Annotated in this window: 26 protein-coding genes; 6 read left to right on the top strand and 20 right to left on the bottom strand. The window is 61.1% G+C overall.

All coding sequences use genetic code 11. From position 1 onward, the window contains the following. Window positions 1-5: 5 nt before the first annotated feature. The 3 genes from FP2506_RS18040 to rsfS all read right to left on the bottom strand — a co-directional run bounded on the left by FP2506_RS18040 (window position 6) and on the right by rsfS (window position 3,000). Window positions 6-1,790, bottom strand: coding sequence for a murein hydrolase activator EnvC family protein (locus tag FP2506_RS18040; RefSeq protein ID WP_007067615.1), 1,785 nt, complete (start codon window positions 1,788-1,790; stop codon window positions 6-8). Window positions 1,791-1,988: 198 nt separating this feature from the next. Then, window positions 1,989-2,471: a 23S rRNA (pseudouridine(1915)-N(3))-methyltransferase RlmH gene (rlmH, locus tag FP2506_RS11285; RefSeq protein WP_040489787.1), complete on the bottom strand. Its 483-nt coding sequence runs from the start codon at window positions 2,469-2,471 to the stop codon at window positions 1,989-1,991. 118 nt (window positions 2,472-2,589) lie between these two features. After that, window positions 2,590-3,000 (bottom strand): ribosome silencing factor, encoded by a 411-nt coding sequence (gene rsfS, locus FP2506_RS11290; protein WP_007067617.1) that lies wholly within the window; start codon window positions 2,998-3,000, stop codon window positions 2,590-2,592. Between the two features lie 798 nt (window positions 3,001-3,798). On the opposite strand from rsfS, the gene cysG reads away from it, so the two are divergent. Continuing rightward, a complete protein-coding gene (cysG, locus tag FP2506_RS11295) occupies window positions 3,799-5,244 on the top strand; it encodes a siroheme synthase CysG (RefSeq protein ID WP_007067618.1) in 1,446 nt (481 codons plus the stop codon). Window positions 5,245-5,251: 7 nt separating this feature from the next. Here cysG and trhO read toward each other — a convergent pair whose 3' ends face one another. Continuing rightward, a complete protein-coding gene (gene trhO, locus FP2506_RS11300) occupies window positions 5,252-6,151 on the bottom strand; it encodes an oxygen-dependent tRNA uridine(34) hydroxylase TrhO (RefSeq protein WP_007067619.1) in 900 nt (299 codons plus the stop codon). 225 nt (window positions 6,152-6,376) lie between these two features. Between trhO and FP2506_RS11305 the strand changes: the two genes are divergently transcribed. Further along, entirely contained in the window at window positions 6,377-7,693 is a 1,317-nt protein-coding gene (locus tag FP2506_RS11305; protein WP_148227548.1) for a hypothetical protein, read from the top strand. 47 nt (window positions 7,694-7,740) lie between these two features. Here the strand turns inward: FP2506_RS11305 and FP2506_RS11310 are convergent, their stop codons facing one another. From FP2506_RS11310 to guaA, 3 genes are all read right to left on the bottom strand, one after another. Then, window positions 7,741-8,226, bottom strand: a complete 486-nt coding sequence (locus FP2506_RS11310) for a peroxiredoxin (RefSeq protein WP_040489106.1) — start codon at window positions 8,224-8,226, stop codon at window positions 7,741-7,743. 119 nt (window positions 8,227-8,345) lie between these two features. After that, window positions 8,346-9,290 carry a sugar kinase gene (locus FP2506_RS11315; RefSeq protein WP_007067622.1) on the bottom strand — a complete coding sequence of 315 codons (945 nt, stop codon included), beginning with the start codon at window positions 9,288-9,290 and terminating at the stop codon, window positions 8,346-8,348. Between the two features lie 125 nt (window positions 9,291-9,415). Then, a complete protein-coding gene (guaA, locus tag FP2506_RS11320) occupies window positions 9,416-10,972 on the bottom strand; it encodes a glutamine-hydrolyzing GMP synthase (RefSeq protein ID WP_007067623.1) in 1,557 nt (518 codons plus the stop codon). Window positions 10,973-11,159: 187 nt separating this feature from the next. Here guaA and FP2506_RS11325 point away from each other — a divergent pair, with 187 nt between their 5' ends. After that, window positions 11,160-11,720 (top strand): hypothetical protein, encoded by a 561-nt coding sequence (locus tag FP2506_RS11325; protein ID WP_148227549.1) that lies wholly within the window; start codon window positions 11,160-11,162, stop codon window positions 11,718-11,720. Here FP2506_RS11325 and FP2506_RS11330 read toward each other — a convergent pair. Genes FP2506_RS11330 through FP2506_RS11340 form a run of 3 tightly spaced genes read right to left on the bottom strand, consistent with a single transcriptional unit; the run spans window position 11,703 to window position 14,115 of the window. Then, on the bottom strand, window positions 11,703-12,368 hold the full coding sequence (locus FP2506_RS11330; RefSeq protein ID WP_007067625.1) for a 5'-methylthioadenosine/S-adenosylhomocysteine nucleosidase: 666 nt from the start codon (window positions 12,366-12,368) through the stop codon (window positions 11,703-11,705). The two genes, FP2506_RS11325 and FP2506_RS11330, sit on opposite strands and share 18 nt — an antisense overlap. After that, the gene (locus FP2506_RS11335; RefSeq protein WP_007067626.1) at window positions 12,365-12,814 is read right to left on the bottom strand and encodes a TspO/MBR family protein; all 450 of its coding nucleotides are present in this window, start codon (window positions 12,812-12,814) and stop codon (window positions 12,365-12,367) included. The genes FP2506_RS11330 and FP2506_RS11335 overlap by 4 nt, the downstream gene beginning before the upstream one ends. Next, on the bottom strand, window positions 12,814-14,115 hold the full coding sequence (locus FP2506_RS11340; protein WP_007067627.1) for an RsmB/NOP family class I SAM-dependent RNA methyltransferase: 1,302 nt from the start codon (window positions 14,113-14,115) through the stop codon (window positions 12,814-12,816). The genes FP2506_RS11335 and FP2506_RS11340 overlap by 1 nt, the downstream gene beginning before the upstream one ends. A 265-nt stretch (window positions 14,116-14,380) precedes the next feature. Here FP2506_RS11340 and FP2506_RS18045 point away from each other — a divergent pair, with 265 nt between their 5' ends. Together FP2506_RS18045 and FP2506_RS11350 are read left to right on the top strand one after the other, a co-directional pair. Then, window positions 14,381-14,773, top strand: coding sequence for a c-type cytochrome (locus tag FP2506_RS18045; RefSeq protein ID WP_007067628.1), 393 nt, complete (start codon window positions 14,381-14,383; stop codon window positions 14,771-14,773). A 62-nt stretch (window positions 14,774-14,835) separates the two neighbouring features. Beyond that, window positions 14,836-16,119 (top strand): NAD(P)/FAD-dependent oxidoreductase, encoded by a 1,284-nt coding sequence (locus FP2506_RS11350; RefSeq protein WP_040489107.1) that lies wholly within the window; start codon window positions 14,836-14,838, stop codon window positions 16,117-16,119. A 116-nt stretch (window positions 16,120-16,235) separates the two neighbouring features. On the opposite strand, the gene FP2506_RS11355 is transcribed toward FP2506_RS11350, so the two are convergent. From FP2506_RS11355 to FP2506_RS11400, 10 genes are all read right to left on the bottom strand, one after another. Further along, window positions 16,236-17,345, bottom strand: a complete 1,110-nt coding sequence (locus FP2506_RS11355) for a YeeE/YedE family protein (protein WP_007067630.1) — start codon at window positions 17,343-17,345, stop codon at window positions 16,236-16,238. 286 nt (window positions 17,346-17,631) lie between these two features. After that, the gene (locus FP2506_RS11360; protein WP_007067631.1) at window positions 17,632-18,375 is read right to left on the bottom strand and encodes a c-type cytochrome; all 744 of its coding nucleotides are present in this window, start codon (window positions 18,373-18,375) and stop codon (window positions 17,632-17,634) included. Beyond that, on the bottom strand, window positions 18,359-19,648 hold the full coding sequence (gene soxC / locus FP2506_RS11365; protein WP_007067632.1) for a sulfite dehydrogenase: 1,290 nt from the start codon (window positions 19,646-19,648) through the stop codon (window positions 18,359-18,361). Before soxC ends, FP2506_RS11360 begins: the two co-directional genes overlap by 17 nt. Window positions 19,649-19,724: 76 nt before the next feature. After that, window positions 19,725-21,419, bottom strand: coding sequence for a thiosulfohydrolase SoxB (soxB, locus tag FP2506_RS11370; RefSeq protein WP_007067633.1), 1,695 nt, complete (start codon window positions 21,417-21,419; stop codon window positions 19,725-19,727). A 185-nt stretch (window positions 21,420-21,604) separates the two neighbouring features. Next, the gene (gene soxA / locus FP2506_RS11375) at window positions 21,605-22,471 is read right to left on the bottom strand and encodes a sulfur oxidation c-type cytochrome SoxA (RefSeq protein WP_007067634.1); all 867 of its coding nucleotides are present in this window, start codon (window positions 22,469-22,471) and stop codon (window positions 21,605-21,607) included. A gap of 76 nt (window positions 22,472-22,547) precedes the next feature. Further along, window positions 22,548-22,874 carry a thiosulfate oxidation carrier complex protein SoxZ gene (gene soxZ / locus FP2506_RS11380; RefSeq protein ID WP_007067635.1) on the bottom strand — a complete coding sequence of 109 codons (327 nt, stop codon included), beginning with the start codon at window positions 22,872-22,874 and terminating at the stop codon, window positions 22,548-22,550. A 90-nt stretch (window positions 22,875-22,964) separates the two neighbouring features. Next, window positions 22,965-23,423: a thiosulfate oxidation carrier protein SoxY gene (soxY, locus tag FP2506_RS11385; RefSeq protein ID WP_007067636.1), complete on the bottom strand. Its 459-nt coding sequence runs from the start codon at window positions 23,421-23,423 to the stop codon at window positions 22,965-22,967. Further along, complete coding sequence (soxX, locus tag FP2506_RS11390) at window positions 23,420-23,884, bottom strand: sulfur oxidation c-type cytochrome SoxX (RefSeq protein WP_007067637.1); 465 nt, start codon at window positions 23,882-23,884, stop codon at window positions 23,420-23,422. Before soxX ends, soxY begins: the two co-directional genes overlap by 4 nt. Before the next feature lie 163 nt (window positions 23,885-24,047). Further along, the gene (locus FP2506_RS11395; protein WP_007067638.1) at window positions 24,048-24,635 is read right to left on the bottom strand and encodes a thioredoxin family protein; all 588 of its coding nucleotides are present in this window, start codon (window positions 24,633-24,635) and stop codon (window positions 24,048-24,050) included. A gap of 34 nt (window positions 24,636-24,669) precedes the next feature. Then, window positions 24,670-25,404 (bottom strand): cytochrome c biogenesis CcdA family protein, encoded by a 735-nt coding sequence (locus FP2506_RS11400; protein WP_007067639.1) that lies wholly within the window; start codon window positions 25,402-25,404, stop codon window positions 24,670-24,672. A 99-nt stretch (window positions 25,405-25,503) separates the two neighbouring features. On the opposite strand from FP2506_RS11400, the gene FP2506_RS11405 reads away from it, so the two are divergent. Next, complete coding sequence (locus FP2506_RS11405) at window positions 25,504-25,923, top strand: thioredoxin domain-containing protein (protein WP_007067640.1); 420 nt, start codon at window positions 25,504-25,506, stop codon at window positions 25,921-25,923. The last annotated feature ends 4 nt before the right edge of the window (window positions 25,924-25,927 follow it).

The following is a 25,927-nucleotide window of genomic DNA, read 5'->3' on the forward strand; positions in this document are numbered from 1 at the left end:
AGGTCTCAATCCGTCCACCATGCGGATGGATCGACCGGTCTTCCGTTTTTTCGGAACTCGACGTAAAGGGCGGGGCCCTCCGTACCGAAATCCGTCGCATTGACGCTCGCGAGGCGCCGTGAACCCATTGCGGCGATCGGCTCTCCGGCCGAAACGAACTGGCCGGTGTCGACATCTATCCGATCCATCCCTGCCAAGACGACATGATACCCGTCGCCTGCATCTAGGATCAAGACCTCACCATAAGACCGGAACGGCCCGGAATACAAGACTTTGGCATCGGCCGGCGCGGTCACGACGTCGCCTGAGCGCGAGGCATATGAAGCACCGGTCGTCTCCCGCCCGATATCGTCGCGTTCACCGAACCCAATTAAACGCCGCCCTGCAACCGGGCGAGACAAACGCCCCTTCATTGTCGAAAATGGGGCGGAAGGTTCGAGAAAGCGAATGCGGCTGCGCAGTGCCTCGATGTCGTAAACTTCTGTCTCGCTTTGCGTTTTTGGATCATCGTCCGCAGAGAGCGCAGCAACCTCGTATGAGGTGTCATCTTCACCCTCTGCTTCCGCCACGATTACAGTTCCAGCATCCGCGGACTCCGGCTCGGATTCAGGCTCGGCTGCAGCCTCCGCATCCGCCAGACGTCTGGCTTCGGCCGCAGCAACCCGCTTCGCCTCGGCATCCCGCTCCGCCTCGGCCGCGCGTTCGGCCTCAGCGACCCTTTTTTCATCCGCAATGCGTTCCGCTTCTGCCGCCCGCCTCTCGGCATCAAGACGCGCTACACGCTCAGCCTCCTCTACCCTCGCCTTTTCGGCGGCGATCTGACGTTCTCGGGCGAGACGCGCCTCCTGACGGGCCTTCTCAGCGGCTTCGGCGCGCGCTTTCTCGGCCGCTTTGCGCTCGGCTTCCTCGATCATGCGCGCAGTCTTAACGTCTTCGTCGAGGGCGGCGATCAGGCCTTTCAGATCTTCGGCCTCGCCAGCGAGTTTGTCCGCTCGCCGTTTCACGGTATCGCGACGCTCAAGATTGTTCTCTTCCAGCGATACCTTTCTGGCAGCGAGACGCTTGAGGCGCTCTTCCTCGCGGCGATGGGACGCAAGTTCGTCGCCAAAGCTACCCATGCGCACGGAAAGTTCATCCCGGACCGCGTCTAGCTTCTCAAGATCGGCCAGAAGAACGACGGTTTCGTCCCGAAGGCTTGGTACGACAGAACCCAGGAGAATGGCGCTGCGCACCGAGCCCAAAGCGTCTTCGGGCTTGACCAACAATGCCGGCGGCGGCTTTCGACCAAGTCGTTGTAGAGCGGCGAGAACCTCGGCGAGCAGCGCTCGTCGTTCCGCGAGCGATGCCTTTAGGTCTCCTTCCTGCGACGACAGATCCTCAATCTGCGCCTCCAGTTCGTCGAGTTTATTGCTTGCCTGCTTCTGACGTTCCGCCGCCTCGATCATGGCCTCACGGATTTCGTTGCGGTCGTTTCTGAGCGACCGAATCTCGTCGTCTAGCCGAGAGAGTACTTTTTCGGTCACCTCTGAATTGGAAGCGATCGTCCTCAATTCCTCGAGTGTTTGCCGACGCTGGCGTTCGAGGACGGCGGATCTTGTGGGCTGCAGGGCAGCGGTCTCTATAGAATCGGTCGTTTCATCCGCGGCGACCACGAGAAGTTGGTCTCCGGGCCCCTCCTCCGCACGGGCGCTCGGCGGAATATAGTGTGTCACGATAAAGACGCAGGCGAGCAGGATCACCCCGAGCAGGCGGGTCCGGCGCGGCGCATCAGATGTCGACCGTCCTTTCAACCCGTACCTCGCTTCCCTTCCCCGCCTTTGTCCGACCTTGGAACTTCCTGGACCTGCCTCGGCACCTGCCGATCCTGCCCGGATTGAAACGATGAATCATTAACAACGCATCAACCATGTGCAGGCAATGACCGGAGGGCGCTTCGCGCGTAAAAATCGAACCCCGTTGTGCGCGAAGCACGGCAGTCTCATCGGAAGTTAGGAACGATGGTAGGGATGGCCGGCGAGAATCGTGACCGCCCGGTAGAGTTGTTCTACGAGCAGAATACGGGCAATCTGGTGAGGAAAGGTCATCCGTCCGAGCGAGAGTGCGAGATCGGCACTTTGACGCAAACCGCCGTCGAGCCCGTCCGGTCCGCCAATGACAAGCGCGCAGTCGCGCACACTGTCATCGCGCCAAGCGCCGAGGATCTCGGCGAATTCTTGAGAGGTTAATGTTCTACCGCGCTCATCGAGAGTGACGAGTCTTGCGCCCTCCCCTGCCACCGCCTTCAACTGTGCGGCCTCGTCGGCTCTTTTTGCTTTCGCATCCTGTTCGCGCGACTCGGGGAACTCCGATAGCGCTTGCCATTCAAGACCGACCTGCGGACCGGCCTTTTTAAGCCGGTCGACATAGCGCTCGAAGAGCTCGTTCTCAGGTCCTCGTTTGAGGCGCCCGATCGCTGCAATAGAGATCCGCATCAGCCAGAACCATCCGGCCGCGATCGCCCGTTCAAGGACATCGACCCTTTTTACCCGCTTGTGCCAAATGTCCGCGGGCAAACCATGGTCTCGGACACCGCCTCTTCCAGATGGTCCGTCAGTGCACAGTCTCTGCAGACTGGTTGCTGCCGACGGTCCACATCTTTTCCAGATTGTAGAACTCCCGGACTTCCGGTCTGAAGATGTGGAATATGACGTCGCCGGTATCGATCAGGACCCAGTCGCCATTCTGCAGGCCCTCGACCTTCGGCGTCTTGACGCCAGCGTCCTTGAGGTCCTTGAGGAGATGGTCGGACAAGGCAGTGACATGACGATGCGAGCGCCCCGAAACGATCACCATGTGATCGGCCAGCGCCGACTTGCCTCTCATGTCGATAGAAACGATGTTTTCGCCCTTGGAGTCTTCGAGGCTCCGCAGCGCGTGTTCAAGAACGGCCTGTCCGTCCGATTCTTCGGCGGCGGGCGTTTCGGAAGCAGCCGGATAAAATCCGCTCTTCGCTTCAGCCATTGGTCTCAGTGTCGTTTTCCCTTTCTCGAAGACCGCGGAGCCGGACGATCTTTCTCCACCGGCTCAACCCCAAGGTGGCAGCGTTTTGCGACAGTTTCAAGATGATGCAGTCGAGACAGCCGCCACTAAAAGTAAATGCCGCAGCATAGCATCGTGTCAGCATCGTCACTTTACGAAACTACCCTTCTTTGGCGCGGCATGCCCGCAAAGCGAAAGTCGAAACTCAAGGGGAAAATCACATTCGCCCAGAGCCTGAGTGTTGTACATCTCGTAGACCCCGGCGCTTGTGACGGAGTCCGAGACAGCCAGAGGGCGAGAACTTGAATGCCTTCAGCAAGTCATCTGTTTGGGATCTTGGACCGACGCTGAAGACACGAGGCGAAAGCGAAATGATCAACCTGTCTTCGGATCGTCCTTTAAGACGGTCGAATCGCTTCTCGGTCTCGGGCTTTGAGTGAAACCGGCGCCTCTCCAAACGGTTTTTACGGTGGCGGCAGTGGCATTCGAAGCGACCGACCCTCTAAGAAACCAATCCGGTGACACTTTCCAAGTGACGCCCGCTTTTGAGCTGACCAATTTCATCGCGTCCTCAAACAGCGAAATTTGCACCTAGCCGGCTGGTGCTATCGGTCTTATTCACAGGGAGACTATTCAACTTCGACGTCGAGGACTTCGATGACGCTTCAAACAGAACCATCACAACGGCGGGATGGCCTGACGGTCCATGCTGGCCGCAGCGGAAGCGGTTCTTCCACGTCGGAGGTGTCTGGGACGGCTTTCGTTAAGCGACCGGATCGAATGGGGCCGCTCGCCGTACTCCCAGTCTTTTTCGAGCTGAAGAACAAACGCGTTGTCATGACAGGTGGAGGCCCGGGTGCAGCGTGGAAAGCCGAACTTCTCGCCGCGACCGGTGCATTTGTCGACATCTACATTCCCGCGGCCGAAGTCAGCGACGAGATGGCCGACTTTATCGGTTCAAAGGCGGCTGATGAGAAGATCCGTCATCTCGATCGGCCTTGGAGTGTTGACATCTTCGCCGGTGCAGCAGTGGCGGTCGGCGACGTAGAGAGCGAAGCCGAGGCGCAGGCGTTCCGCTGTGCGGCAAAGGCGGCGGGCGTGCCGGTGAACCTCGTCGACAAACCCGCCTATTGCGACTTCACCTTCGGGTCGATCGTCAACCGCTCGCCGCTCGTCGTCGGCATTTCGACGGCCGGTGCAGCGCCAATCCTCGGCCAGGCCGCAAGACGGCGCATCGAGACGCTGCTGCCGCCAAGTCTTCAGGAATGGGCGGAGGCGGCTGCGCGGCTGCGCGACCGCGTGATCCTGCGCCTCGCGCCCGGCGCGGAGCGTCGGTCGTTCTGGGAGCGCTTTTCGGATGCTGCATTCAAGACCACGCCACCTCAAGACGAAGCCGAGCTCGATGAATCGATCCGGACGATCGCGGCCAGTTCTTCCAAGGTTGGTATGGTCACCCTAGTTGGCGCAGGTCCGGGTGAAGCGGAACTCCTGACGCTCAAAGCCGTGCGGGCGCTTCAGGCCGCCGACGTCATCCTCTTCGACGATCTCGTCTCGTCCGACATTCTGGAGCTCGCCCGCCGCGAGGCCAAACGCATGCTCGTTGGCAAGCGCGCCGCCCGCGAAAGCTGCAAGCAAGAAGACATCAATCGAATGATGGTCGAGTTCGCGGAGGCCGGCAAATCGGTCGTGCGGCTGAAGTCCGGCGATGTTTCCATATTCGGCCGGGCCGGCGAGGAACTGGCCGAATTGAAACGTCGCAAGATCCCATACGCGATCGTGCCTGGGATCACGGCCGCCTCGGCGCTCGCCAGCACCTTCGGCATTTCCCTCACCCATCGCGATCACGCCCAGCAGCTGCGTTTCGTGACTGGTCATTCAAAGAAGGGCGGACTCCCGGACGACGTCGACTGGACCGCGCTCGCTGGTCCGCGCGCGACGACGATCTTCTACATGGGCGGCCGTATGTCCCAGAAGATCGCCGACCGGTTGATGCAGGAAGGGCTACCGGCCGAGACGCCGGTCGCGGTCGCCGCCAATCTCAGCCGCGACGACGAGACCCGGGCCGTCGGGCGCATCGACCGGTTGGGCGAGATCGTGGAGCGGATTGGCGTCGACCGGCCCATCCTCATCGGTGTCGGGAACGTGTTCTCGGAGGTCGCCGCGAATTCGATCGACGTCGATCATCCCGAAACAGCAGCGCTTGAGAGGCGATCGGCCGCGGGATGAGATCCCGTCAAACGGACCGCTCGTCCAGTGTTTTCGCGGACAGGTTATGCTGGTGGCGGGCGCGCAGATAGCGGGCTCGCTCATCCGTTAGCCTGTCTACGCACCGCGGGCAGGAAACACCATGCTCGTAGCTCTTCGAGCGCGTCTCGTCTTCGGACAGGGGTTCGCCACAGGCATAGCAGGCGATCCATGACCCGGCTTGGAGACCGTGGCCGACGGCGACCCGGTCGTCGAAGACGTAGCATTCACCGTTCCATCGGGACGTTTCCGGCGCAACATCCTCGAGATATTTCAGAATGCCGCCTTTGAGATGAAACACCTGCTCGAAGCCTTGGGCGAGCATGAAACTCGAGGCTTTTTCGCAGCGGATGCCGCCCGTGCAGAACATCGCGACCTTCCGGTGTTTCGACGGATCGAGCTCCGCTTCCACATAGGCCTTGAACTCCGTGAAGCTTTCGATGCCGGGATCGACCGCGCATTCGAACGTGCCGACTTTCGTCTCGTAGCGATTGCGGGTGTCGACGAGGAGCACCTCCGGATCGGCGATCAATTCGTTCCAATCAACCGGCTCGACATAGGTGCCGGCCCGGACACTGGGATCAGCTTCCGGTGCACGCATGGTGATGATTTCGGGGCGGATGCGAACCTTCATGCGCATGAAGGGCCAGGCGGCCGCGTGCGACCGCTTCACCTCTCCCTGCGAGATTTTACAGATGGCATCAAGGCAATCGACCAAAGCTTGAACGCCGCGATCGGGACCTGCGACGGTCCCGTTGATTCCCTCATTCGCGATGAGGATCGTTCCGCGCAAACCCTCCGCCTGGCAGAATTTGAGTAGCGTTTCCCGCAGGAGCGGCAGGTCGTCGAGGGGAACGAACCGATAGAAAGCAACGACATTCAGCATCATGAGCGGCTCTTAGCGCCGGCTAGAGACAGGCGCAATGATGCATCATCGCGAGTTCGCTAGCGCCGCGCGAAGCGTTTCGCTTCCCCGGTCAAGGCCTACGCGCTATGTCGTCGGGTACGATCGCAGCCACGTTCTGAAAGTCCTCCCATCCAAGTTCCCAACCGCATTCTTGGTCTGGCGCTCCTCGCGACGGCCCTTTTCACGATATTTCGCGACTGGTTCGCCGTGCCCGGCAGCGGGATGCTAGCGGCGTTCGGTGTCGCCGTGTTTCTCGCCTTGGCATGGCCTAGTGCCACCTGGTCGCGCCGTATGTTCGTGGTGATCGGGCTCGCGCTGACTACAATAGCGGTTGCGACGCGGACGGAATGGTCGGCTCTCCTGCTCGCCGCCCTCGGTCAGGGCGCGTTCATCGCGACCTTCTTCGTCGCGCTCGCGACGCTGCGAACACCTGCTGCGATCTCCCCGTCGATCATCCGATGCGGAGAATATCTCGCGAGCCAACCGCCGGGTAAACGCTATCTCGCGCTTACCAGCGGCGGCCATCTCTTCGCGCTCGTCCTCAATTATGGAGCGATCCAACTCCTGGGTGGCCTTACCGAGAGCATCGCGGGCCGCGAACCGAACGAAGAGCTTCGCGAGATTCGAAACAAGCGCATGTTGCTGGCAGTCCAGCGTGGGTTCTGCGCATCCCTTCTCTGGTCGCCGCTGGCTTTCGCCATGGCGATCACGACCTCGATCATTCCGGAAGCGAGTTGGTCCTCGGCGGCTGGCCTCGCGATCATGAACGCCCTGATCTTTTCCGGGATCGGATGGACTCTCGATACGATCGTGAAGCCGAAATTAAGCGGACCCCGCCCCGCTCCCGCTAAATCGAGGGGATCGATCCGCGACCTGAAACCGCTTCTCCTTCTCCTTTTCTTGATCTTTTTCGGGGTCGGCCTTTTGGAGCTCGCGACTGGTTTTCGGGTCGTGACGGTGGTGATGCTCTTTATACCGATTGTCGCCTTCGGGTGGCTCGTCATCGAAGCGCAGAAAGAGGCCGAGCCGGCAAAGACCATTCGCTCGTATCTATACAACTTCGCCTTGACGGAGATCCCGTCCTATCGCTCGGAGGTGGTGCTCCTAATCATGGCCGGCTTTATCGGCTCGTTGGGCGCAGCTCTGGCGGTCCCTGTCCTGCAGCGGTCTGGCCTAGATCTCTCGACACTACCAACCTGGGTGATCATCGCGGCCCCGGTTTGGCTGATCCCGCTCTTCGGGCAGTTCGGCATGAATCCGATCCTGTCGGTCTCGCTTTTCGCTCCGATCCTGCCGGCGCCGGACGCGATCGGCGTCGCGCCGGAAGCGGTTGTCTGTGCGATCACCGCCGGCTGGGCGCTGGCCGGCGCGACCTCGCCTTTCACGGCGACGACGATGCTGATCGGTCGCCTGGGACACACCACAGCCTTTAGGGTCGGCACCTACTGGAACCGCACCTTCTTCCTCGTGGCGGCCACGGCCCTCACCGGAACCAGCCTAATGATCGCGACGCTCGGCAGCTGAGACTGTGCCTCCCCAAAAATGAGGCCGATCCGTGCGCTACAGGTTTCTCAAAGCTGCGCGAGGATGTTGCGCGCGGAGGTCTTCTCAGCTTCTCCCGGAGAATCCTCGATCGCCAAAGACGAGACGACACCGTCCTTCACGATCATGGAAAAGCGTTTGGATCGCGTACCCATGCCGGCGGCCGACAGGTCGGCGTCGAGACCGGCGGCTCGGATGAACTCGCCGTTTCCGTCCGACAGGAAGAGTATCTTTCCTGATGCCTCCTTCGCTTCCTCCCAAACGGCCATGACGAAGGGATCGTTCATGGAGACGACGGCGATCTCGTCGACACCTTTGGCGCGAATTTCCGCGTTCTCGTCGAGAAAGCCCGGCAGATGGTTCATGGAACAAGTCGGCGTAAACGCGCCGGGGACGCCGAAGAGAACGACCGTCTTGCCTTTGAAGATGTCGTCGGTCGACAGGTCATTCATCCCGTCGGCCGTCTTGGTGCGGAACGAAGCATTAGGCAGCGGATCGCCGACTGCTATGGTCATGGTTTCCCCCTTGGTCTTTGAGATCGTGCCGACCCGGTCACCTGCGGGCATTCGGCAATGGGTAGGAACCTAGAGGGTAGCAGCCGGCGGGCGAGTCTCGCTCTCGACCGTTGCAGATATTACCCGCGCTTTGCACTCCAGCGGCCCGAAGGATCGGCAAAGTCGGCGAGAGCGCCGTGTACACCCACCACCCGCGCCGCCATATCGCGTCCGGCCTCGACGGCCTCTCGCATCGAAGCCCCGGTGAGGCGCGCACCCAAATAGGCGCCGTTAAAGGAATCACCAGCGCCCGTCGCATCGACCGGCTTCACGTTCGGAAGCGCATCGACCGTTCCTTCCTCGTCGTTGGAGCAAAACGCGATGGCATGGGGGCCGTTCTTGACCGCAATTTCAGCGACGCCGGCGGCCCGGTAACGTTCGATCGTCGTCTGCGGATCGGCATCGCCGAACACCGCCGTCTCGTCGTCAAAGCTCGGCAGGACGATCGTCGCGGCCGCGGCGAGCCGCATGACCGCCTCCCGTGCGTCTTCGAGACCCGACCAGAGCGCCGGGCGAATATTGGGATCGAAGGCGACCGTCTTGCCGGCCGAATTCGCCTCACCGCAGAGATCAACAAGTAACGCACGCCCCGCTGCCGGGAGGATGGCGAGCGTGATGCCTGAGAGATAAATGCAGTCGGCGCTCGCTATCGCCTGCCTAAGCGCGTCTTCGTCATCCGCAAGTTGCCGCGCGGCGGACGTGTCGCGCCAATAGGTGAAGCGTCGATCGCCATCCTTCTGCTCGATGAGATAAAGACCAGGCCGCTTGCCCGGGATTCTGCGGATCGCGCCGATTTCGATGCCGTTTGATCCGAGAAACTCCGCTATCCGATCCGAGAAGCCATCGTCGCCGAGCGTCGTGAAATAGGAAGCCTCGTCACGCTCCGGATCCAGTCCGGCGCGCACATACCAGAGCGTATTCAGCGTATCGCCTGCAAATCCGAGGCGCCAGGCCTCGCTCTCACTGCTTCCATGCCAGCCGCCGGACATCTCGATCATCACTTCGCCGATGGAAAGGAGCCTCATCGCATTACACCGGATATCCTCTGGCTATCGTCGCCTCATTTCACGATCGGTGCGGACTTGGAAAGGTCAAAGCGCTTCGTCTACCGAAACACCGGATCGATGAAATAGCTCGGCTGACCGCGAAGTTACTCCCACTCGATCGTCCCGGGCGGCTTCGACGTTACGTCGTAGACCACCCGATTGATGCCTTTGACCTCGTTGATGATGCGAGTCGCGGCGTTGCCGAGAAACTCCATGTCGAAATGATAGAAATCGGCCGTCATCCCGTCGACGGAGGTGACGGCGCGTAGGGCGCAGACGAATTCATAGGTGCGTCCATCGCCCATCACGCCTACCGTCTGGACGGGCAGCAGCACCGCGAAGGCCTGCCAGATGGCATCGTAGAGCCCCGCCTTGCGGATTTCGTCGAGATAGATCGCGTCGGCCTCGCGCAGGACGCGCAGTTTGTCGCGGGTGATGCCGCCGGGGCAGCGGATCGCAAGGCCCGGCCCCGGGAAAGGCTGGCGGCCGACGAAACTCTCAGGGAGCCCCAGTTCCTTACCGAGGATCCGGACCTCGTCCTTGAAGAGTTCGCGCAAGGGTTCGACGAGCTGCATGTTCATGCGCTCGGGGAGCCCGCCAACATTGTGGTGCGACTTGATGGTGACCGACGGGCCGCCGGTAAAGGAGACGCTCTCGATCACGTCCGGATAGAGCGTACCCTGAGCGAGGAAATCGGCTCCACCGAGCTTCTTGGCTTCGGCCTCGAAGGTCTCGATGAAGAGCCGGCCGATAGTCTTGCGCTTCACCTCCGGATCCATCTCGCCTTCGAGAGCGTCGACGAAGGTGTCTTCGGCCTGAACGTGGACGAGCGGGATGTTGTAGTGGTCGCGGAACATCGACACCACTTCCTCGGCCTCGTTCAGCCTGAGGAGCCCATGGTCGACGAAGATGCAGGTGAGTTGGTCGCCGATCGCTTCGTGGATCAGCACCGCGGCGACCGAGGAGTCGACGCCGCCGGAAAGCCCGCAGATCACCTTGCCGTCGCCGACCTTTTCGCGAATTTCCGCGATCGCCTTGTCGCGGAAGGCGGCCATCGTCCAGTCGCCTTTGAGGCCGGCGACCTTGTGGACGAAATTGGCGATCAGTTGCGCGCCGTCGGTCGTATGGACGACCTCCGGATGGAACATCAAGCCGTACATGCGGCGCTCTTCGTTCCCGAAGACCGCGTATGGCGCCCCTGGGGATTTGGCAAAGATCTCGAAGCCCGGCGGCATCTGGATCACGCGGTCGCCATGGCTCATCCAGACCTGGTGTCGCGTTCCGGCCGGCCAGAGATCCTTGAAGAGAGCGCAGTCCTTCTCGATGTTGAGAAACGCGCGACCGTACTCGCGGTGATCCGAGGGCTCTGCCTTGCCGCCCATCTGCACGCACATCGTCATCTGGCCGTAGCAGATGCCAAGTACAGGCAGACCGGAGTCGAAGATCACCTGCGGAGCCTTCGGCGAGTCGATGTCCCCAGTGGAGGCCGGCGAACCCGAAAGGATCACCGCTTTCGGCTTCAACTTGCGAAAACTCTCCTCGGCCGACTGGAACGGCACGATCTCGGAATAAACACCCGCCTCACGCACGCGCCGAGCGATCAGCTGTGTGACCTGTGAGCCAAAATCGACGATAAGAACGGTATCGGGGAGCGCTGTCATGGAGCATGCCATAGTGTTTCCACGAATGCGGTGCAACACGCGCGGGATGGGCCGGCCTCAAGCCGGTGGAAAATCGGTCTTTACTGGAGATTATTGGCCTTTGTCGTCGCGCTTCACCGCCACTCTCGCGCTTTCCGCGCTATTGCCGTTCGCCCTCGCCGCCTGCGAGACCGACGGTACGGGCGATGTGCTGAAAGACGCCGCTACGTCGATTCAGGCGGCGGCGCCGCCGCAGCAATTCCAGTACACCTCGGCGAGCCAGACCAAGTATAACCCGTTCACGGTCGATATCTGGAACCAGCCGGGAGCGGGCGCGGGTCCTCAGAAATCTTTCGTGCGGGTAGCGTCGCCAGGCATCTCGATCGGGTCACCTCAGCACGAAGCGGTCGCGCGGGCCGTGGTGGTGGAAGTCGCCAGCGAGCGTCTTTGCCAAGCGGGAACTTCGCCGCAATTCCAGCAGCAATACGGCCGTGACGTTTATCTGAACGAGCGCGTCCAGAAATGGGGCGCGATCGTTTATTGCGACACGGCGCCGGCTTTCCAGTCGCAACAAGGTCCCGCAGTCGCCGAAGCGATGCCGCCCACGCCGAACCAAAGTCAGAGTGCCTATAGCGGCAGCACGGTCGACGCACTGCAGGCCCCGATGCCGCCGGCGCCTGTCGCGACTACGCAAGACACGATCACTCCCTTGCCAGAAACGAATTCTCCGCTGCCGCTCTCGATGATGAGCTCAGACAACTTTCAGTAAGGCGTTTAAGCGCCCCGCGCCTATCTCGGTTTTCAGCTGATCGACGGCGGCCGCGAGCTTCTCGTCGATCACGTGCAGGAGCACGGTCCAGTCGTCGAAATGGTGCAGATCGGCAGCGCCGTCCGAGACGCCGCGCAGGCCGATCAGCGGAAGGCCATAGAGTTGGCAGGCGCGCAAGACGGCAAAGCTCTCCATGTCGACGAGCTCGGCATCGATCGCATCGTAGGCGGCTCCCGACACGATATTGCTTCCGGTCGATAGCCGTGCCGTAGAAAAGCCGGGAATTGGCGTCGGCAGTTCACTGTGGACAGGGTGGTCGAGAAACGGGGTCACGCCCTTGGTGAAACCTAGGGGCGAGGCGTCTATATCGCGCCAGGCCACGGACGAAACCTGATAGATCTCGCCCTGCTCGAGAACACGCGACCCCGCCGATCCCAGCGAGACGACGAGTTTCGGAAGCCGGTTTTCCGCGTGCAACCGCTCCAGCGCGATCGCCGTTCCGAGCGCCGACTCGATTGGACCAACGCCAGTCATCAAAGGCGTGATCCGGGTCTTCAGGTGATCGCCATATTCAGCATCGGCTGCCATGACGAAAAGGACCGGAAGCCCGGCCAGGTCCGTCAACGGGACGGCCTCATCTAGTGTCATGCGTTCATCCACCACAAACTTACATTGAGGATCGTGGCATAGCTCGTCCAAAGCGCATAGGGCAGGAACAGCAAAGCAGCGATCCGTTCGTTTCTCCACGCATTCACAACGAAGACGACGATCATCGCGTCGAGTGCCAGGATGACGCCGAAAGCGACAAGCAACTGCTGTGCTGCGAAGAAGATCGGTGTCCAGGCGAAATTGAGAATGAGTTGCGTCCACCATAAGCCTTGAAGGGGCTGGTCGCCGATGCGCCAGACCCGCCAGCCGGCGATGCCAATTAGAATATAGAGGGTCGTCCAGACCGGACCGAAGACCCAGTTGGGTGGGTTGAAACCCGGCTTTTCGAGCGCCGCGTACCAGCCGCCAGTCTCAACGGCGAGCCCGACGAGCCCGCCACCGCCAAGCGAAAGGAGAATGAAAAGGGGAAGCGCAAACCATGCCATCAAGGCTGTTTTCGTATCGCGCAGACGAAGAAACCGTCCGTGCCGGTCGTGGCCGGCGTCATCGTTAGTGCTGTTCCCTCACCCACTGAAACGCGGTGGATCCCATCCTTGTGGCTTCCCGGTACGAGACCAACCCAGACCTCTCCAAGTTCGTCGACAACGAAGCCGTTGGTGCGTTCCAAGAATGCGCTTATTCGATCTCCGTTCTCGTTCGGCAGCACCGAACAGGTGACGTAGACCAGCCGGCCGCCCGGTTTCACGAAACGCGCGGCCTGATCGAGCACCGCATCTTGCTCGGCGACTCGCTTCTCGAGCGCGGCTTCGGACAGACGCCACTTCGCGTCCGGGCGCCGACGCCAGGTACCGGTCCCGGTACAGGGCGCATCGACAAGAACGATATCCATCGCACCTTCGAGATCGGAGAGATCGGCGCGAGGATCGTGCACCTGCACGTTCCGAACGCCTGCCCGCTTCAAACGCTCGTATATTGGCGCAAGACGTTGCCGATCGCCGTCATAGGAATGGATCTGACCGGTGTTCTCCATGGCGGCGGCCAGTGCGAGCGTCTTGCCGCCGGCGCCCGCGCACAGATCGAGCACCTGGTTGCCGGGTTGGGCTCCGCAGAGGGCGGCAGCGAGCTGAGAGCCCTCGTCCTGAACTTCGAACCAGCCCTTTTGGAAGCCGGCTTCCACCTGAACGTTTGGGTGCCGTCCATCGCCCGCGATTGGAGCGATGCGAATACCGGTCCGCGAAAGCTCGGAAGCTTTTGCTGCGAACGGCTTCAGCGCCTCGATCACTTTTGCCCTCTCCGCCTTCAACGTGTTCACACGTAGATCCAGCGGTGGGCGATCGGATAACGCGGCGGCTTCCCGCACCCAGGCATCGCCAAAGAGAGCCTGGAGTTTCGGCGCCAGCCAGTCCGGTACATCGGCCGCGACGGCGTCTGGCGCACCGGACGCGTCACGTCCAAGAAACCGATCCATGACGTCTTCATCCGGCAGATTCGGCGCGAACCTGTCGCCTTCGAGTGCGGCCAAGAGCTCACTTGCATCGAGACCAAGGCCGTCGAGCGCTGCCGCCGTTACGATGCCGCGAGGCGTATCCTCGCCCATCCTGTACGCGTAGGAACGCTTCCGCCGAAGCGCGTCGTAGACCAGATTGCCGATTGCCGAACGGTCCTTCGAACCGGCGAAGCGATGGCTGATACCCCAATCCTTCAGTGACTGCGCGACGGGACGGTGTCTCGCCTCGATATCGGTCAGAATGTCGATGGCTGCGGACAGCCGGCCGCCCAGTCGCATGGTCGATCCCAATCAAGATGTCTGCAGTCTAATACCCGCATTCAGCGTGGTTACGACGGGTTGCCTGCATTTGAGCAATAAGGTCAAGCTGCTAGCGCATGAGCGCAGAAGATCGGAACCCCGTTCCCGTTCGGCCGCCGAACAATTCGCTTTCAAACAGATATCGAATTTGCAAGACTTACCTTCCGAAGTATTGGCTCCGCTTCGACACGATCCGCTCGCATATCGATAAACTGAGAGATGGCTTGGGAGGGCCAAAGTCTCGATGGAGGAGACTTCTGGAACGCTATGCCGTTTCGTGGCGATGTCAGCGTTTGGTGCGGCAGTTATGCTGACCGTGCATCAGTCTCTGACGTCGCCGGCTTTCGCCGAAGGCGGATATGAGAAGGTCGAGAAGGCCATCCAGCAAGTAATTGCGGCTCCTGTCGACAAGGAGTATGGCGAATATCTCGCGGGGGAATGCGCAACGTGCCACTCCTCCCATGCCGATCCGGATGCGGAGATCCCGCAGCTCGTTGGCCGCAGCAGCGAAGATCTCATTCGGGCCATGGTCGAATACCGCACCGGCTATCGAGACAATCAGGTGATGCAGACAACCATGGCCACGAAAAGCGACGAAGAGATCGCTTCACTGGCTGCTTGGTTCGCAAGCAACTAGCAAGGAGTATTGCTGCCGCCGGCCCGGTTCGGCGGCGTTTCCATCATACAAAGGAGGAACAGATGACATTATTTTCCAAACGTCAGTTCATGGTGATGAGCGCGACCGCATTAGGCACGCTCGCCGTCCCATCGCTTTCCTTCGGACAAAATCGCAGTGCCAAGCCAAAGGTGGTGATCATCGGCGGCGGGGCGGGCGGCGCATCCGCCGCTCATGAACTCTTGCGCGCAGCCGGCGATACGCTCAACATTACGCTGATCGATCGTGAATCGCAGTACACCACCTGCTTCTATTCCAACTTGTACCTCGGTGGTTTCCGAGATTTCGACTCGATCACCCATAACTGGGACGCCCTCTCGGAGATGGGCGTCAACAAAGTCACCGGCAGCGCGACCGGGATCGATCGCGAGGCTAAAACCGTCTCCATGGAAGACGGTTCGAGCATCGCCTATGATCGTCTGATCGTTTCGCCCGGGATCGATCTCATCTACGACTCCGTGCCCGGCTACAGCGAAGAAGCGGCCGAGACAGCTCCCCATGCCTGGAAGGCTGGCCCACAAACGCAGCTTCTGAAAGAAAAGCTCGATGCGCTTCAGGACGGCGACCAGATTGTCATGGTGCCGCCACCTAATCCCTATCGCTGCCCGCCCGGCCCCTATGAACGTGTCTCGATGATGGCGCACGTACTGAAGGAAAAGGGTTTCACCAATTCGCGGATCATCATCCTCGATCCGAAACCGAGCTTCTCCAAACAGGTGCTCTTCACTGACGGCTGGCAAGCCGAGTATCCCGGCATGGTCGAGTGGATCGGTCCCGAGATCCACGGCGGCGTTGCCATGGTCGACGTCGAAGCCGGCACGGTCGAGACGGATTTTGACACCTTTCAAGGCGCGCTTCTCAACATCGTGCCGGCCCAAAAGGCGGGAGCGATTGCGACCGAAGCAGGGCTTGCAGACGACAGCGGTTTCTGCCCGATCGACGCTGAAAGCATGCGCTCGACGATGGATGAGAATATCTTCGTCCTCGGCGATGCGACGATCGCCGGCGACATGCCGAAGAGCGCCTTTTCCGCGAACAGCCAGGCGAAAGTCTGCGCCAACGCCGTGCGGGCCGATCTTACCGACACTCGGAAGTTTCCGGCGAAGTACTCCAACACCTGCTGGAGCCTGATCCAAACCGATAACGGCGTGAAGGTTGGTGCACAATATTCGCCAGTGGACGGGAAGATTACCTCCACTGCGGACTTCGTGAGCCAGCAGGACGAAACGGCCGAGATTCGCAAGGCGACCTATGAAGAGTCCATTGCATGGTACGACGCGATCACGCAGGACATGTTCGCAACCTGATTCTGATGCGACCCCGACAGTCTGAAAGGCCCGGCGTCCGATAGATTGCCGGGTCTAATTCTGTCCTACGAGCAGGTACGGTTCCAGGCTCGCCGAACGAGTTTCGGCATCGCACATCAGCGCGCCGGCTTAGCCTCGACCGTGGACGTCGAAACATTTCTCGTAGTGGTCTCGACCGTGGGCCGATCGACGAAACGATCGGCGATCGCAGCACCGGAGATCATGGAGGCGAGACCGATGAGAGAAGACACTGCGAGAACCGAGACACCTGTGAAACCGGCGCCGATCGTGCAGCCGACCGCAAGAATACCGCCGAAGCCCATCAGCACTCCACCGACGGTATAGCGTAGCAATGAGGGCGTACCCTCTTCCGAGAACGTCCGAATACGGAAGCCGCCGAAGAGGACGGAGGCGAGGAAGGCCGCGACGAGCGCACCGACAAGAACGCCCTGATCGAGCCCGGCCGGATCGCCCGATGCGGTCGCCATTGCGCCCGTCGTCGCAAGCGGCCGAATGAAGGAAAGGCTTTCCGCCTGGATCGGATCGAAGACCTGAAGGGAAAGGGTGTAGGTGAAATACCATCCGGCGACGATGCTGAGACCGACGCCGACCCCGCCAATCAGCTTCCAGAAGGAGAGACGCACTTTTGTGGCAATAACGAATGCGGCCGCCAGCAGCACCCCGCCGACGACTATACCGGTTTCCTGGGCGGTCCCGAGATGGGCGAGAAGATCGTTGCCGCCGATCGCGCTCGTGCTCCAAAAGCTGCCGACGAGGTCGCGCAACGGCACGAGAACGCCAGCATATGTAGCAAACCCCACCAGTGCCACGACGAGGGAAACGTAGATCGCCCTCAGATTGCCAGACGCGGAGAGAACGAGCAGCCTCGAGACGCAGCCTCGCGTAAGAACCATGCCGACGCCGAAGGCAAGACCGCCGACGATCGCGCCTGATAGCGATTGCGCCGTCGAGAAGAAACGCGTCTCGCGGGCATCGATATATCCGTAGCTGAGAAGCAGTTGAACGCCCAGCACGGCCACGGCGAATCCGATCGCCCACGTCGCAAGCGCCTTTAGATCACGACCCCGAACCACATCGAGTACGGCCGAGCGCGTACAAAATTCACTGCGTTGCGCGGCAAAGCCGAACAGACCACCAATGACCGCTCCGCCGAGAATGATCGTGTTCGGTTCACCGATCGCTTCGATGAGAGGGACGAAATCCATCGTGCTCGTGCCTTTGATGAGTGTGACACGAACATATCTGAAGAATGCAATTCTTGCAGGTGATAGAAGTGCTTCACGCCACGCTGGAGGAGCACCTAGTTGCGATAAAACCGGCGCTGGGCGATTTCTTTTCTCCGAACGGTCCCTATGCAGCGCTTTGGCCCGACGATCATGAAGCCGTCCTCGCTAAGCCGGATCAGAACGCTAGCGAGCCATGTAGAAAAGAAAACGCGGCCCGAACGTCGAAACGCCGCAGACGAGCGATAAGGCCGCGTGCTGCGCCAGGTCAGTCCACGCTGGAGTCGACTTCAGATTCTTCGCTGTTGGAATCAGGTGTCACATCGAGCACGCGGGCACGCATGGTGATCACGACCGGTTCCGGCTTGCAGTCGGACATGCACGGATCGGCATCGGCTCGGTAATGCCCTTCTTCAACACGATCGTCCGGCTCGAAGCCACCGGCATTCGGCATTTCGATCTCGGTGAAATTGGCCTTGGAAAGCTCGAAATCCTCGTCCTCGACGATGAAATTGAGGAACAAAATGTAGGCCGTCAGCGCGTAGACTTCGTCGTCCGACAGCGACTGGGCATTGCCGAACGGCATGGCGCGGTGGACGTAATCGTAGACTGTCGAGAGATAGGGCCAGTAGGAGCCGATCGTTTTCACCGGCCGCATTGCCGTCAACGTGTCTTCGCCGCCGGACAGCGCCGGCCAGCGGTCGCGGCCCTCGCCGAAATCGCCATGGCAGATGGCACATTGGGCATTAAAGATCTCTTCGCCTTCGACGACCGTGCCGGAGCCTTCCGGCAGACCGTCGCCGTTCGGGCTGACATCGACATCCCAGGCGGCGATCTCTTCCTCTGTCGCCGGCCGGCCGAGGCCGAAGGAGGTTTCGGAAGCGGTCGCTTCCGCCGGGCTTGCAGAGCCTTCCGCCGCACCGCCATCGAAGGCCGCATTCGCGCCGAAAGCAAAGCCGGCGGCCAGAAGAAGGGCGAGGCCCGTCGAGGCGCGCTTAAGAGACTTCGACATTTTCGAGCCCTCCGTCGGATTTCAGGAGCCAGGTCTGGATGCCGTTGTTGTGGTAGATCGAGTTCTCGCCGCGCGCGGCGCGCAGATCGTTCTTGGTCGGCTGGACGAAGCCTTCCGAATCCACCGCGCGGGACTGGAGTAGCAGCTCCGAGCCGTCCCAATCGAAGTCGTAGTAGAAGCGGTGCGCCGCCTTGTCGAAGCTCGGCCCATCGATCCGCGCCTCCACCCAGTTGCGGCCGCCGTCGAGCGAGACATCGACTCGGCTGATCGTGCCGTTGCCCGACCAGGCAAGCCCGGTCAGCACGGTGCGGCCCTTGCCATGGGTAATCGGCGCCTGGGGACTCGGATTGGTGATTACGGATTTGACGTCCATTGCCCAGGTGAACTTGCGGGCGACGCCGTTGGCGAGAAGATCGGTGTATTTCGAGGTTTCCTCGCGCTGCTCCCAGGGGGCATCGCCCACTTCGAGTCGTCGCAGCCACTTGATCCACATATTGCCTTCCCAGCCGGGCACGACGAGGCGAAGCGGATAACCCTGCTCGGGCCGCAACGCTTCGCCGTTCATCTTCCAGGCGACGAGGCAGTCGTCGAGGGCCTTCTCCATCGGGATCGAGCGGGTCATCGCGGAAGCGTCCGCGCCCTCGGCGAGGAGCCATTTGCCGGCCGTCTTCACGCCGGCTGCGTTCAGGACATTGCGCAAAGGCGTACCGGTATACATCACGCAGTGCACCATGCCGTGGGTGTACTGGCAGCCGTTCAGCTGCGCCCCGCGCCATTCCATGCCGGAGTTGGCCGCGCATTCGAGGAAGTAGACCCGGTTCTCGCGCGGGAAGCGCTTCATGTCTTCCATGATGAAGACGAGCGGCTCGTCCACCATCCCATGAACCATCAGGCGATGGTCCTGCGGCGGGATCTCCGCGACGCCGCCATGGTGCCGCTCGAAGCAGAGGCCATTCGGCGTGATGATGCCGTCTAGCTCGTGGAGCGGCGTGAAGTTGACCGAGCTCGTCGCATCAGCCGTCAGCCAGGGCACGTTCCGCCGGACGACATCCTTCTCGAACTGGGAGGGCATGCCATAAGGTGCAGCATCGACGCCCACGCCGAGGTACCGGTTCCAGTCTTGCAACTCCGTGATCTTGGGATCGCTTGTTTGGGCGATGGCGGTCCGCGAGGCCGCCAAACCGGTCAGCGCCGCGCCGCCCAGCGCGAATCCTCCTTTGAGGATGGCGCGACGCGAGCTGTCAGGCCCTCTCTCCTTCGTCCGATCTGCCATCGCTCCACCCTTATAGATATAATCATTTATTTGAATGTATCAGGTCGAACGGGGTTTGGAAACGCTTTTTGGCGCGTTACCCAGCGACTTTCACGCTTCGATTTTCTGTGGGTTCGACTGTAGAGTGGGCCGCGAGATACTCTTCGCAGACCTCCCAGATCGGTGGACCTTCCGTGCCTTCGTTGACCGAGGCCCAACCAGCGACGACGTATTCGCGAGAGGGATCAACCGGCTCGCCGGTCGCGATTACCGTCATGTCGGAGATGCGCTCTCCGATCTTTTTGGTGGGATCGATGCCGTAACCCATGCCGCCGACGCGGACCATGTCGCCGCCCTGCTGGTAGTAAGGGTCTACGTTGAAGAGATTGTCGGCGACGTCCTCCAGAACCAGCTTCAGCATCTCGCCGGTCATCGTCGAGCGATAGGCCGCCGGATAGGTCATGGCGGTCGCGTTGTGAAGATCTTCCACCGTGATGTCCGAGCCGGCCGGCAGGGAGGTTCCCCATCTGAAGCCCGGCGAGAGAGCGATCTCGGCCTCGCGCTGTTCGAGCAGGGCGTCGAGGATGAGGTCGTCCCAGGTGCCATTGAAATTGCCGCGCCGGAAGAGCAGACCCTCGGTCCGCCCGAGGACGCGTTTCAGTTCGTCCTCGTAGGGTGCCCTCACCTCTTCGATCTTCGCAGCCATTTCCTGATCCGGCGTGATGACGTCGGAAAAGACCGGGGTCAGGCGATAGCGGAAATCCTTGAGCGAACCGCCCGACACGTCGAGATCGAGCCGGCTGACGAATTTGCCGTTCGAGCCGGACGCGATCAGCATGGTCTTGCCGACCATGACCGGCTCGGGCAGCGCATCATGGGTGTGACCAGTGAGGATGATGTCGATGCCATCGACCTTCGCGGCGAGGCTGCGGTCGACGTCGAAACCGTTATGCGACAAGAGCACGACGAGATCGGCGCCGGCATCGCGGGCCTCGCCGACATGCCTTGCGATCTCCTCGTCGCGAATGCCGAAGGACCAGTCGGGAATGAGCCAGGACGGATTGGCGATGGGCGTGTAGGGAAAGGCCTGGCCGATGACGGCGATCTTCGCGCCGCCGCGCTCGAACATCTTCCAGGCCTCGAAGGCCGGCTCGTCCCAGGTGTTGTCGAAGATGTTGGAGCCGAGGAACGGAAAATCGAGACTCTCGATCGCCTCATTCATGCGGTCGGTGCCGTAGGTGAACTCCCAATGGCCCGTCATCGCGTCGGGCTTCAGCAGCGCCATGGTCGAGATCATGTCCTCGCCGGCGGTCTGGTTCGCCGTGTAGCTGCCCTGCCAGGTATCGCCGCCGTCAAGAAGGAGCACGTTGTTCTCGCCCCGTTCGGCGCGGGCGCGCTTGATGACGGTCGCGACCCGATCGAGACCGCCCATCCGACCATACTGCTTGGCGAGCGCGGAGAAATCTTCGGATGTCAGCGCGTAGGCCTCGGGCGTGCCGGGCTCGATGTCGTAGAGCTTCAGGAAGTCCTGCCCCGTGACGTGCGGCGGAAGTCCGGCCACCTCACCGACGCCAATATTCACGGCCGGCTCACGGAAATAGACCGGCTTCAACTGGGCGTGGATGTCGGTGACGTGGAACAGGGTCAGATTGCCGAAATTGGTCGTGCCGAGGAGATCGTCCTCGCTCATCGTCTGCTGGGCGCTCGCGCGCGACCAGCGGCCGGTGAGCGAGGCCCCGGTGATCGCCGAGAGCGCGACGGTCGCGGTCAGGAATTCGCGGCGGGAGAACATGGCGGTTCCTCGGAATTGGCTGAGAACGCACCCTGGATGTCATCCTCGAGCTCCGTACCGAGGATGCAAGGGTTTCGCGAATTGAGTTCGGCTTCAGCTACAGTGCGCGAAACGTCGGTTGCTCGGCACGCCGCATCGGGATCCTCGGGACGGAGCCCGAGGATGACGAAAGTGTGGAGCCGGGCCTACTGCCGTACTGCAGGCGTCTCGACCGACAGGCCGCCGCCGCGCCAGGCCGTGTAGACCTCGAGTGCCATCAGTTCGTCGGAGAACGCGTCCGGGAATTCGGCGCGCGTATCGCGGATGCAGCCTCGGAACCGGTTGTGCAGTGAAACCAACGCGCCCTGTTTCAGGCGGTAGGTCGGGAAGCCGTTGGTGTTGCCCTGGCTGAGGTGATCGGCACGGATGTAGCGGCCGTTGTTCTGCTCGTGGCAGGTGGCGCATGAAAGGTTGAGCTGGCCGGTTCGCAGGTAGTAGCGCTCCTTGCCCTCCTCCCACCAGCTCATCATGTCGCCTTCGGAAAGATCGATCTCGACCGGAATGCCAAGCGACTGGTTCTTGATGAACGCGGTCAGATCCTTCTGCGCATCCTCGTCGAACTTATAGGCTTCGGCGCCCATCTTCTCTTCGCGATGTTTGTTGATGAAGAGTTCGATATTGATCGGCTTGCCGCTCGCTTCATCCCATTTGGGGTAGCTTGCGCCGACGCCCTTCAAGAATTCCGACGCATCCTCGTGACACGAAGCACAAGACTGACCGGCCTCGCCTTCGGCAGTGTTCCAGATTTCCTCGCCGCGCTCCACGGCCAGCATGCCCGGATTTTCAAAGCTATCGGCTTCCATCGACCGCGTATCGGGCTCGCGGTAGAGCCAGCCGGATCTCACCTCGTCGAAGGGATGGCCTTCGGGCTCGGTCGGCGCCGGGGCGGTGGTGATGATCTCCTGGCCGTCGATCGTCAGCGCTTCGTCCACCGGATCGGCCAGAACGCGCGGGGCCAATGCGAGGGTCGTCAGCGTCACCACACCGGTGAGCAGGATTGCAGTCTTCTTCATGGCGTCCTCCCGATAGGTATCATGCGCGGCGTTCAGTTCCTCCTGCCAAACGCCGCTGCATTGGTGCGAAGCTGGCTTAGCTGACCTCGATGTCCTTCTCTTCCGTGTAGGTCTCGCCGTTGTCATCCTGCCACGTGAACTTGAAGGTGCCACTTTCGGGAACCTTGGCATAGAACTCGAAATACGGATTGGACGAGATCGCCGGATCGAGTTGGCATTCGAAGACCTTCGTCCCGTTGAACTCGCAGGTGAAGTTGTTGATGATCTCGCGCGGGATGGTATTGCCATCCTTGTCTTTGCGCTGGCCGGATTCCATTTCGTGGCTGATCAGCGTCTTGATTGTGATGACCTCGCCGGCGGAGGCGGAACTCGGAACTTTGACGCGGATTCTTGGCGCTGCCATGTCGTTATCTCCTGGTGTGGTCGCTGCGAGCCGGCCATAAATTCGGCGAGCGATACGTCTGGTCTACTGAGGGTCGTCCGGATCGGGGCATCAGCCGCCGCAGCCACCGATGGTGACCTTGACTTCCTTGCGATCGGAGTAGACCGAACCGTCGCTCATCTTCGCGACCGCAACGACGTTCTGCGTTTTCGCTAGACGGATGCGCGTTGTCGCCTCGGCCCGACCGCTCAAGGGCGTGAAGAGGAAGGTCGCGACTTCTGGGTTCGGATTGCCCTCGGCCATTAGCGTGACGGACTCGACGAAGTCGTCGCCAGTCATCTCGCTTTCCACGGAAATCGATATCGGCACGGTGTTGCCGTTCTCGGCGATTTCAGGCGCAGTCAGGGTAATCTTGCCGGACTGTGGCTCCTTGCCGCCAGTGAATTCGCTGATCGCCTTCTGCGCCTCTTCCGGTGTCGCATTCGCCGTCCGCGGGAGGTTCGCCGCGACCGCGAGCGTTCCGGCGCCAGCGGCGAGCGTGAAGAGCTTGCGTCTAGTCAGATGCGTCACTGTGCTGACTCCTGTTCGAGCGTTGCGAGATAGGCGACGACGTCCTCGACCTGCTGAGCCGAGAGGATGGTCTCGCCCTTGCGGTCCTCGGCGACGTCGACGCCCACATCCAAAGTGTAGAAGCCCGGCATGATGGTGTCGGGTCCGAATATTTCTTTGGCGTTGACGATGATCGCGCGGAGCTGTCCTGGCTCCCAGCGGCTTGCGACACCATCCATCGAGGGGCCGACATTGCCCGGGAACTGCGCGTTCTCGATTTCCGAATTCTGGTGACAGGCGAGGCAGTTTCCAAGCCCCCTGTCGACGAAGACCTCGCGGCCCGCCTCGGGATCACCGGCCGATTTGGCGACGGGTTCACTGACGGCCATCCCGTCAAAGCTGACCTCGCCCGGCGCGACTTCGGCCGCCAAGGCCGCAGTTGGAAGCGCCAGAATGAATGCGAGCGCGCTCAAGCGTTTCATGAGTTCCCTTTCCTCCCTATGCCGACCTTGAGAAGCCGGTCTTTCTTGTCTTGGAACGAGTCTAGCTCACACCGCCGCGGATATGCAAGTATGCTATTTTTCGCATATATCATCCACGTCGACCAAATCCTGCATGGCGGCTGGCTTGACATGGCTATCGCGGTCACTGCGTCGGCGTGTCGATCGCACCGCTCTCTTCCAGTTTTCGCGCGTGATATTTCTGGAAGTGCTCGTCCGTTTCATAGCCCTTTTCGTTCACCCACTGAAACATGTGCAGAAAGGTTTGCTTGCCGAAGGCGCCGGGCATGGAGGCGACCGCAGCGTCGGCGACCGACCCGTCACCCTCTGGTGCTTCGTCCGGCATGAAGAGGATCGTCGGCGTGAAGACGACGCGCCATTTCCGGGCGGCTGTCTTCTCGGTCAGGGTTTCGCCGTCGAGATCGGTGACTTCCTCGTCGCCGAACATGTTGTACTGAACGACGGAAAAGTTCTCCTTCATGTAGCCCGCGATGTCCGGATCGGCGAGCAAGTCCTCGTGCATCTTCTTGCAGTAGATGCAGCCGCGCTGCTCGAAGACGATGGCAAGACGCTTGCCGTTCTCGGCCGCGGTCTCGATGTCCTCGGCGACGTCCTTGAAGGTCAAAGAGAACCAGTCCTGCTTGTGCAGGCCGTCGTCGCCAATTTTCGCGCCCAGCGCGTCGCCCGCGAGCGTCACCGCGACAAGCGCCGCGGACATGATGGTCTTGAGCATTCTACAATCCTCGCTTTTCCATAAGGGCCTCAACCTACCCGATCGTCGCGAAAACCGGGAATGTCTCCAGAAGCCAGTAGGAGATCGTGGACATCTGGCCGGTCGCGAAAAGCGCTCCCGTGAAGACGAGCGCGCCGCCCATCACCTTTTCAACGGTCGCCATATGGTTGCGGAACCGCGAGGCCCAGTCGAGAAAGCGGGTCGCGAAGACCGCCGCGAGCATGAAGGGTATGCCGATTCCGAGGGAATAGGTGGCGAGCAGACCGGCGCCCCGCATCGCTGTCTCCTGGCTTCCGGCAATGAAAAGGATCGCCGCCAGCACCGGCCCGACGCAGGGCGTCCAACCAAAGGCGAACGCAAGACCCATGATGTAGGCTCCTAGGGGCCCTGCCGGCTTCGCGCCAATATTGAACCGGGCTTCACGGTAAAGCAGCGAAAGCCGGAAGACGCCGAGGAAATGCAAGCCCATCACGATGATGAGGATGCCTGCGAGAACCGAAAGCGTATCGAACCATTCGGCAATGGCCTGTCCGATGACGCTTGCCGTCGCGCCAAGCGCGATGAAGACCGTCGTGAAACCGACGACGAAAGCAAAGGAGGACAAGACGATCCGCCGTGCGACCGCCGGATCAGCGCCCTGTTCGCGCACCTGGTCGAAGCTGATCCCGGCGAGATAGGCGAGATAGGGCGGCACGAGCGGCAGGACGCAGGGCGACACGAAGGACAACAGTCCGGCGAAAAACGCCGCGCCACATCCCACATCGAGCATACCTACCTGATCTCCCCCGGCGGGCCGTCCCCTTGTGCTATCAAAGGGGAAGCGCGATATCCCCTATCGGGCCCACCCGATATTGATATAAGAATGCATATGTTTCGATGCATTGTAAACGCGACCACGCGAGCAGGTGTCGTACGGCTCGCTCTGCTTCTCTGTCTCGCCTCTTTTCTGACGGCGCAACCCCGCGCGGCCGAACTCCTGATGCTCGAACAGCCCGGCTGTGTCTGGTGCCAGCGGTTCGACGAGGAGATCGCGCCTGGCTATGCCAAAACACCTGAAAGGAAGGCGGCAACGCTACGCCGCGTCGACATTACCGAAGATTGGCCTGAGGACCTTGCCGACATTCGCAAGGGGCGTTTGACGCCCACCTTCGTCCTCGTCGATAATGGCGAGGAAATCGACCGGCTCCGAGGCTATCCGGGAGACAATTTCTTCTACAGCCTGCTTGGTGAGATGCTGGCGAAGCTGCCGGACGACAAGAGGGCAAGCGACCGAGAGGCGGAACGTTGAGTCA

The sequence above is a fragment of the Fulvimarina pelagi HTCC2506 genome (genome assembly GCF_000153705.1).
GTDB classification, from domain to species: Bacteria; Pseudomonadota; Alphaproteobacteria; order Rhizobiales; family Rhizobiaceae; genus Fulvimarina; species Fulvimarina pelagi.

What these genes read in the sequence shown, in the direction of transcription:
- rlmH (WP_040489787.1), bottom strand. Translation starts at nt 2,471, where the DNA reads ATGCGGATCTCTATTGCAGCGATCGGGCGCCTCAAACGAGGACCTGAG.
- rsfS (WP_007067617.1), bottom strand. Translation starts at nt 3,000, where the DNA reads ATGGCTGAAGCGAAGAGCGGATTTTATCCGGCTGCTTCCGAAACGCCC.
- cysG (WP_007067618.1), top strand. Translation starts at nt 3,799, where the DNA reads ATGGGGCCGCTCGCCGTACTCCCAGTCTTTTTCGAGCTGAAGAACAAA.
- trhO (WP_007067619.1), bottom strand. Translation starts at nt 6,151, where the DNA reads ATGATGCTGAATGTCGTTGCTTTCTATCGGTTCGTTCCCCTCGACGAC.
- FP2506_RS11310 (WP_040489106.1), bottom strand. Translation starts at nt 8,226, where the DNA reads ATGACCATAGCAGTCGGCGATCCGCTGCCTAATGCTTCGTTCCGCACC.
- FP2506_RS11315 (WP_007067622.1), bottom strand. Translation starts at nt 9,290, where the DNA reads ATGAGGCTCCTTTCCATCGGCGAAGTGATGATCGAGATGTCCGGCGGC.
- guaA (WP_007067623.1), bottom strand. Translation starts at nt 10,972, where the DNA reads ATGACAGCGCTCCCCGATACCGTTCTTATCGTCGATTTTGGCTCACAG.
- FP2506_RS11330 (WP_007067625.1), bottom strand. Translation starts at nt 12,368, where the DNA reads ATGACACTAGATGAGGCCGTCCCGTTGACGGACCTGGCCGGGCTTCCG.
- FP2506_RS11335 (WP_007067626.1), bottom strand. Translation starts at nt 12,814, where the DNA reads ATGGCATGGTTTGCGCTTCCCCTTTTCATTCTCCTTTCGCTTGGCGGT.
- FP2506_RS11340 (WP_007067627.1), bottom strand. Translation starts at nt 14,115, where the DNA reads ATGCGACTGGGCGGCCGGCTGTCCGCAGCCATCGACATTCTGACCGAT.
- FP2506_RS18045 (WP_007067628.1), top strand. Translation starts at nt 14,381, where the DNA reads ATGGAGGAGACTTCTGGAACGCTATGCCGTTTCGTGGCGATGTCAGCG.
- FP2506_RS11350 (WP_040489107.1), top strand. Translation starts at nt 14,836, where the DNA reads ATGACATTATTTTCCAAACGTCAGTTCATGGTGATGAGCGCGACCGCA.
- FP2506_RS11355 (WP_007067630.1), bottom strand. Translation starts at nt 17,345, where the DNA reads ATGGATTTCGTCCCTCTCATCGAAGCGATCGGTGAACCGAACACGATC.
- FP2506_RS11360 (WP_007067631.1), bottom strand. Translation starts at nt 18,375, where the DNA reads ATGTCGAAGTCTCTTAAGCGCGCCTCGACGGGCCTCGCCCTTCTTCTG.
- soxC (WP_007067632.1), bottom strand. Translation starts at nt 19,648, where the DNA reads ATGGCAGATCGGACGAAGGAGAGAGGGCCTGACAGCTCGCGTCGCGCC.
- soxB (WP_007067633.1), bottom strand. Translation starts at nt 21,419, where the DNA reads ATGTTCTCCCGCCGCGAATTCCTGACCGCGACCGTCGCGCTCTCGGCG.
- soxA (WP_007067634.1), bottom strand. Translation starts at nt 22,471, where the DNA reads ATGAAGAAGACTGCAATCCTGCTCACCGGTGTGGTGACGCTGACGACC.
- soxZ (WP_007067635.1), bottom strand. Translation starts at nt 22,874, where the DNA reads ATGGCAGCGCCAAGAATCCGCGTCAAAGTTCCGAGTTCCGCCTCCGCC.
- soxX (WP_007067637.1), bottom strand. Translation starts at nt 23,884, where the DNA reads ATGAAACGCTTGAGCGCGCTCGCATTCATTCTGGCGCTTCCAACTGCG.
- FP2506_RS11395 (WP_007067638.1), bottom strand. Translation starts at nt 24,635, where the DNA reads ATGCTCAAGACCATCATGTCCGCGGCGCTTGTCGCGGTGACGCTCGCG.
- FP2506_RS11400 (WP_007067639.1), bottom strand. Translation starts at nt 25,404, where the DNA reads ATGCTCGATGTGGGATGTGGCGCGGCGTTTTTCGCCGGACTGTTGTCC.
- FP2506_RS11405 (WP_007067640.1), top strand. Translation starts at nt 25,504, where the DNA reads ATGTTTCGATGCATTGTAAACGCGACCACGCGAGCAGGTGTCGTACGG.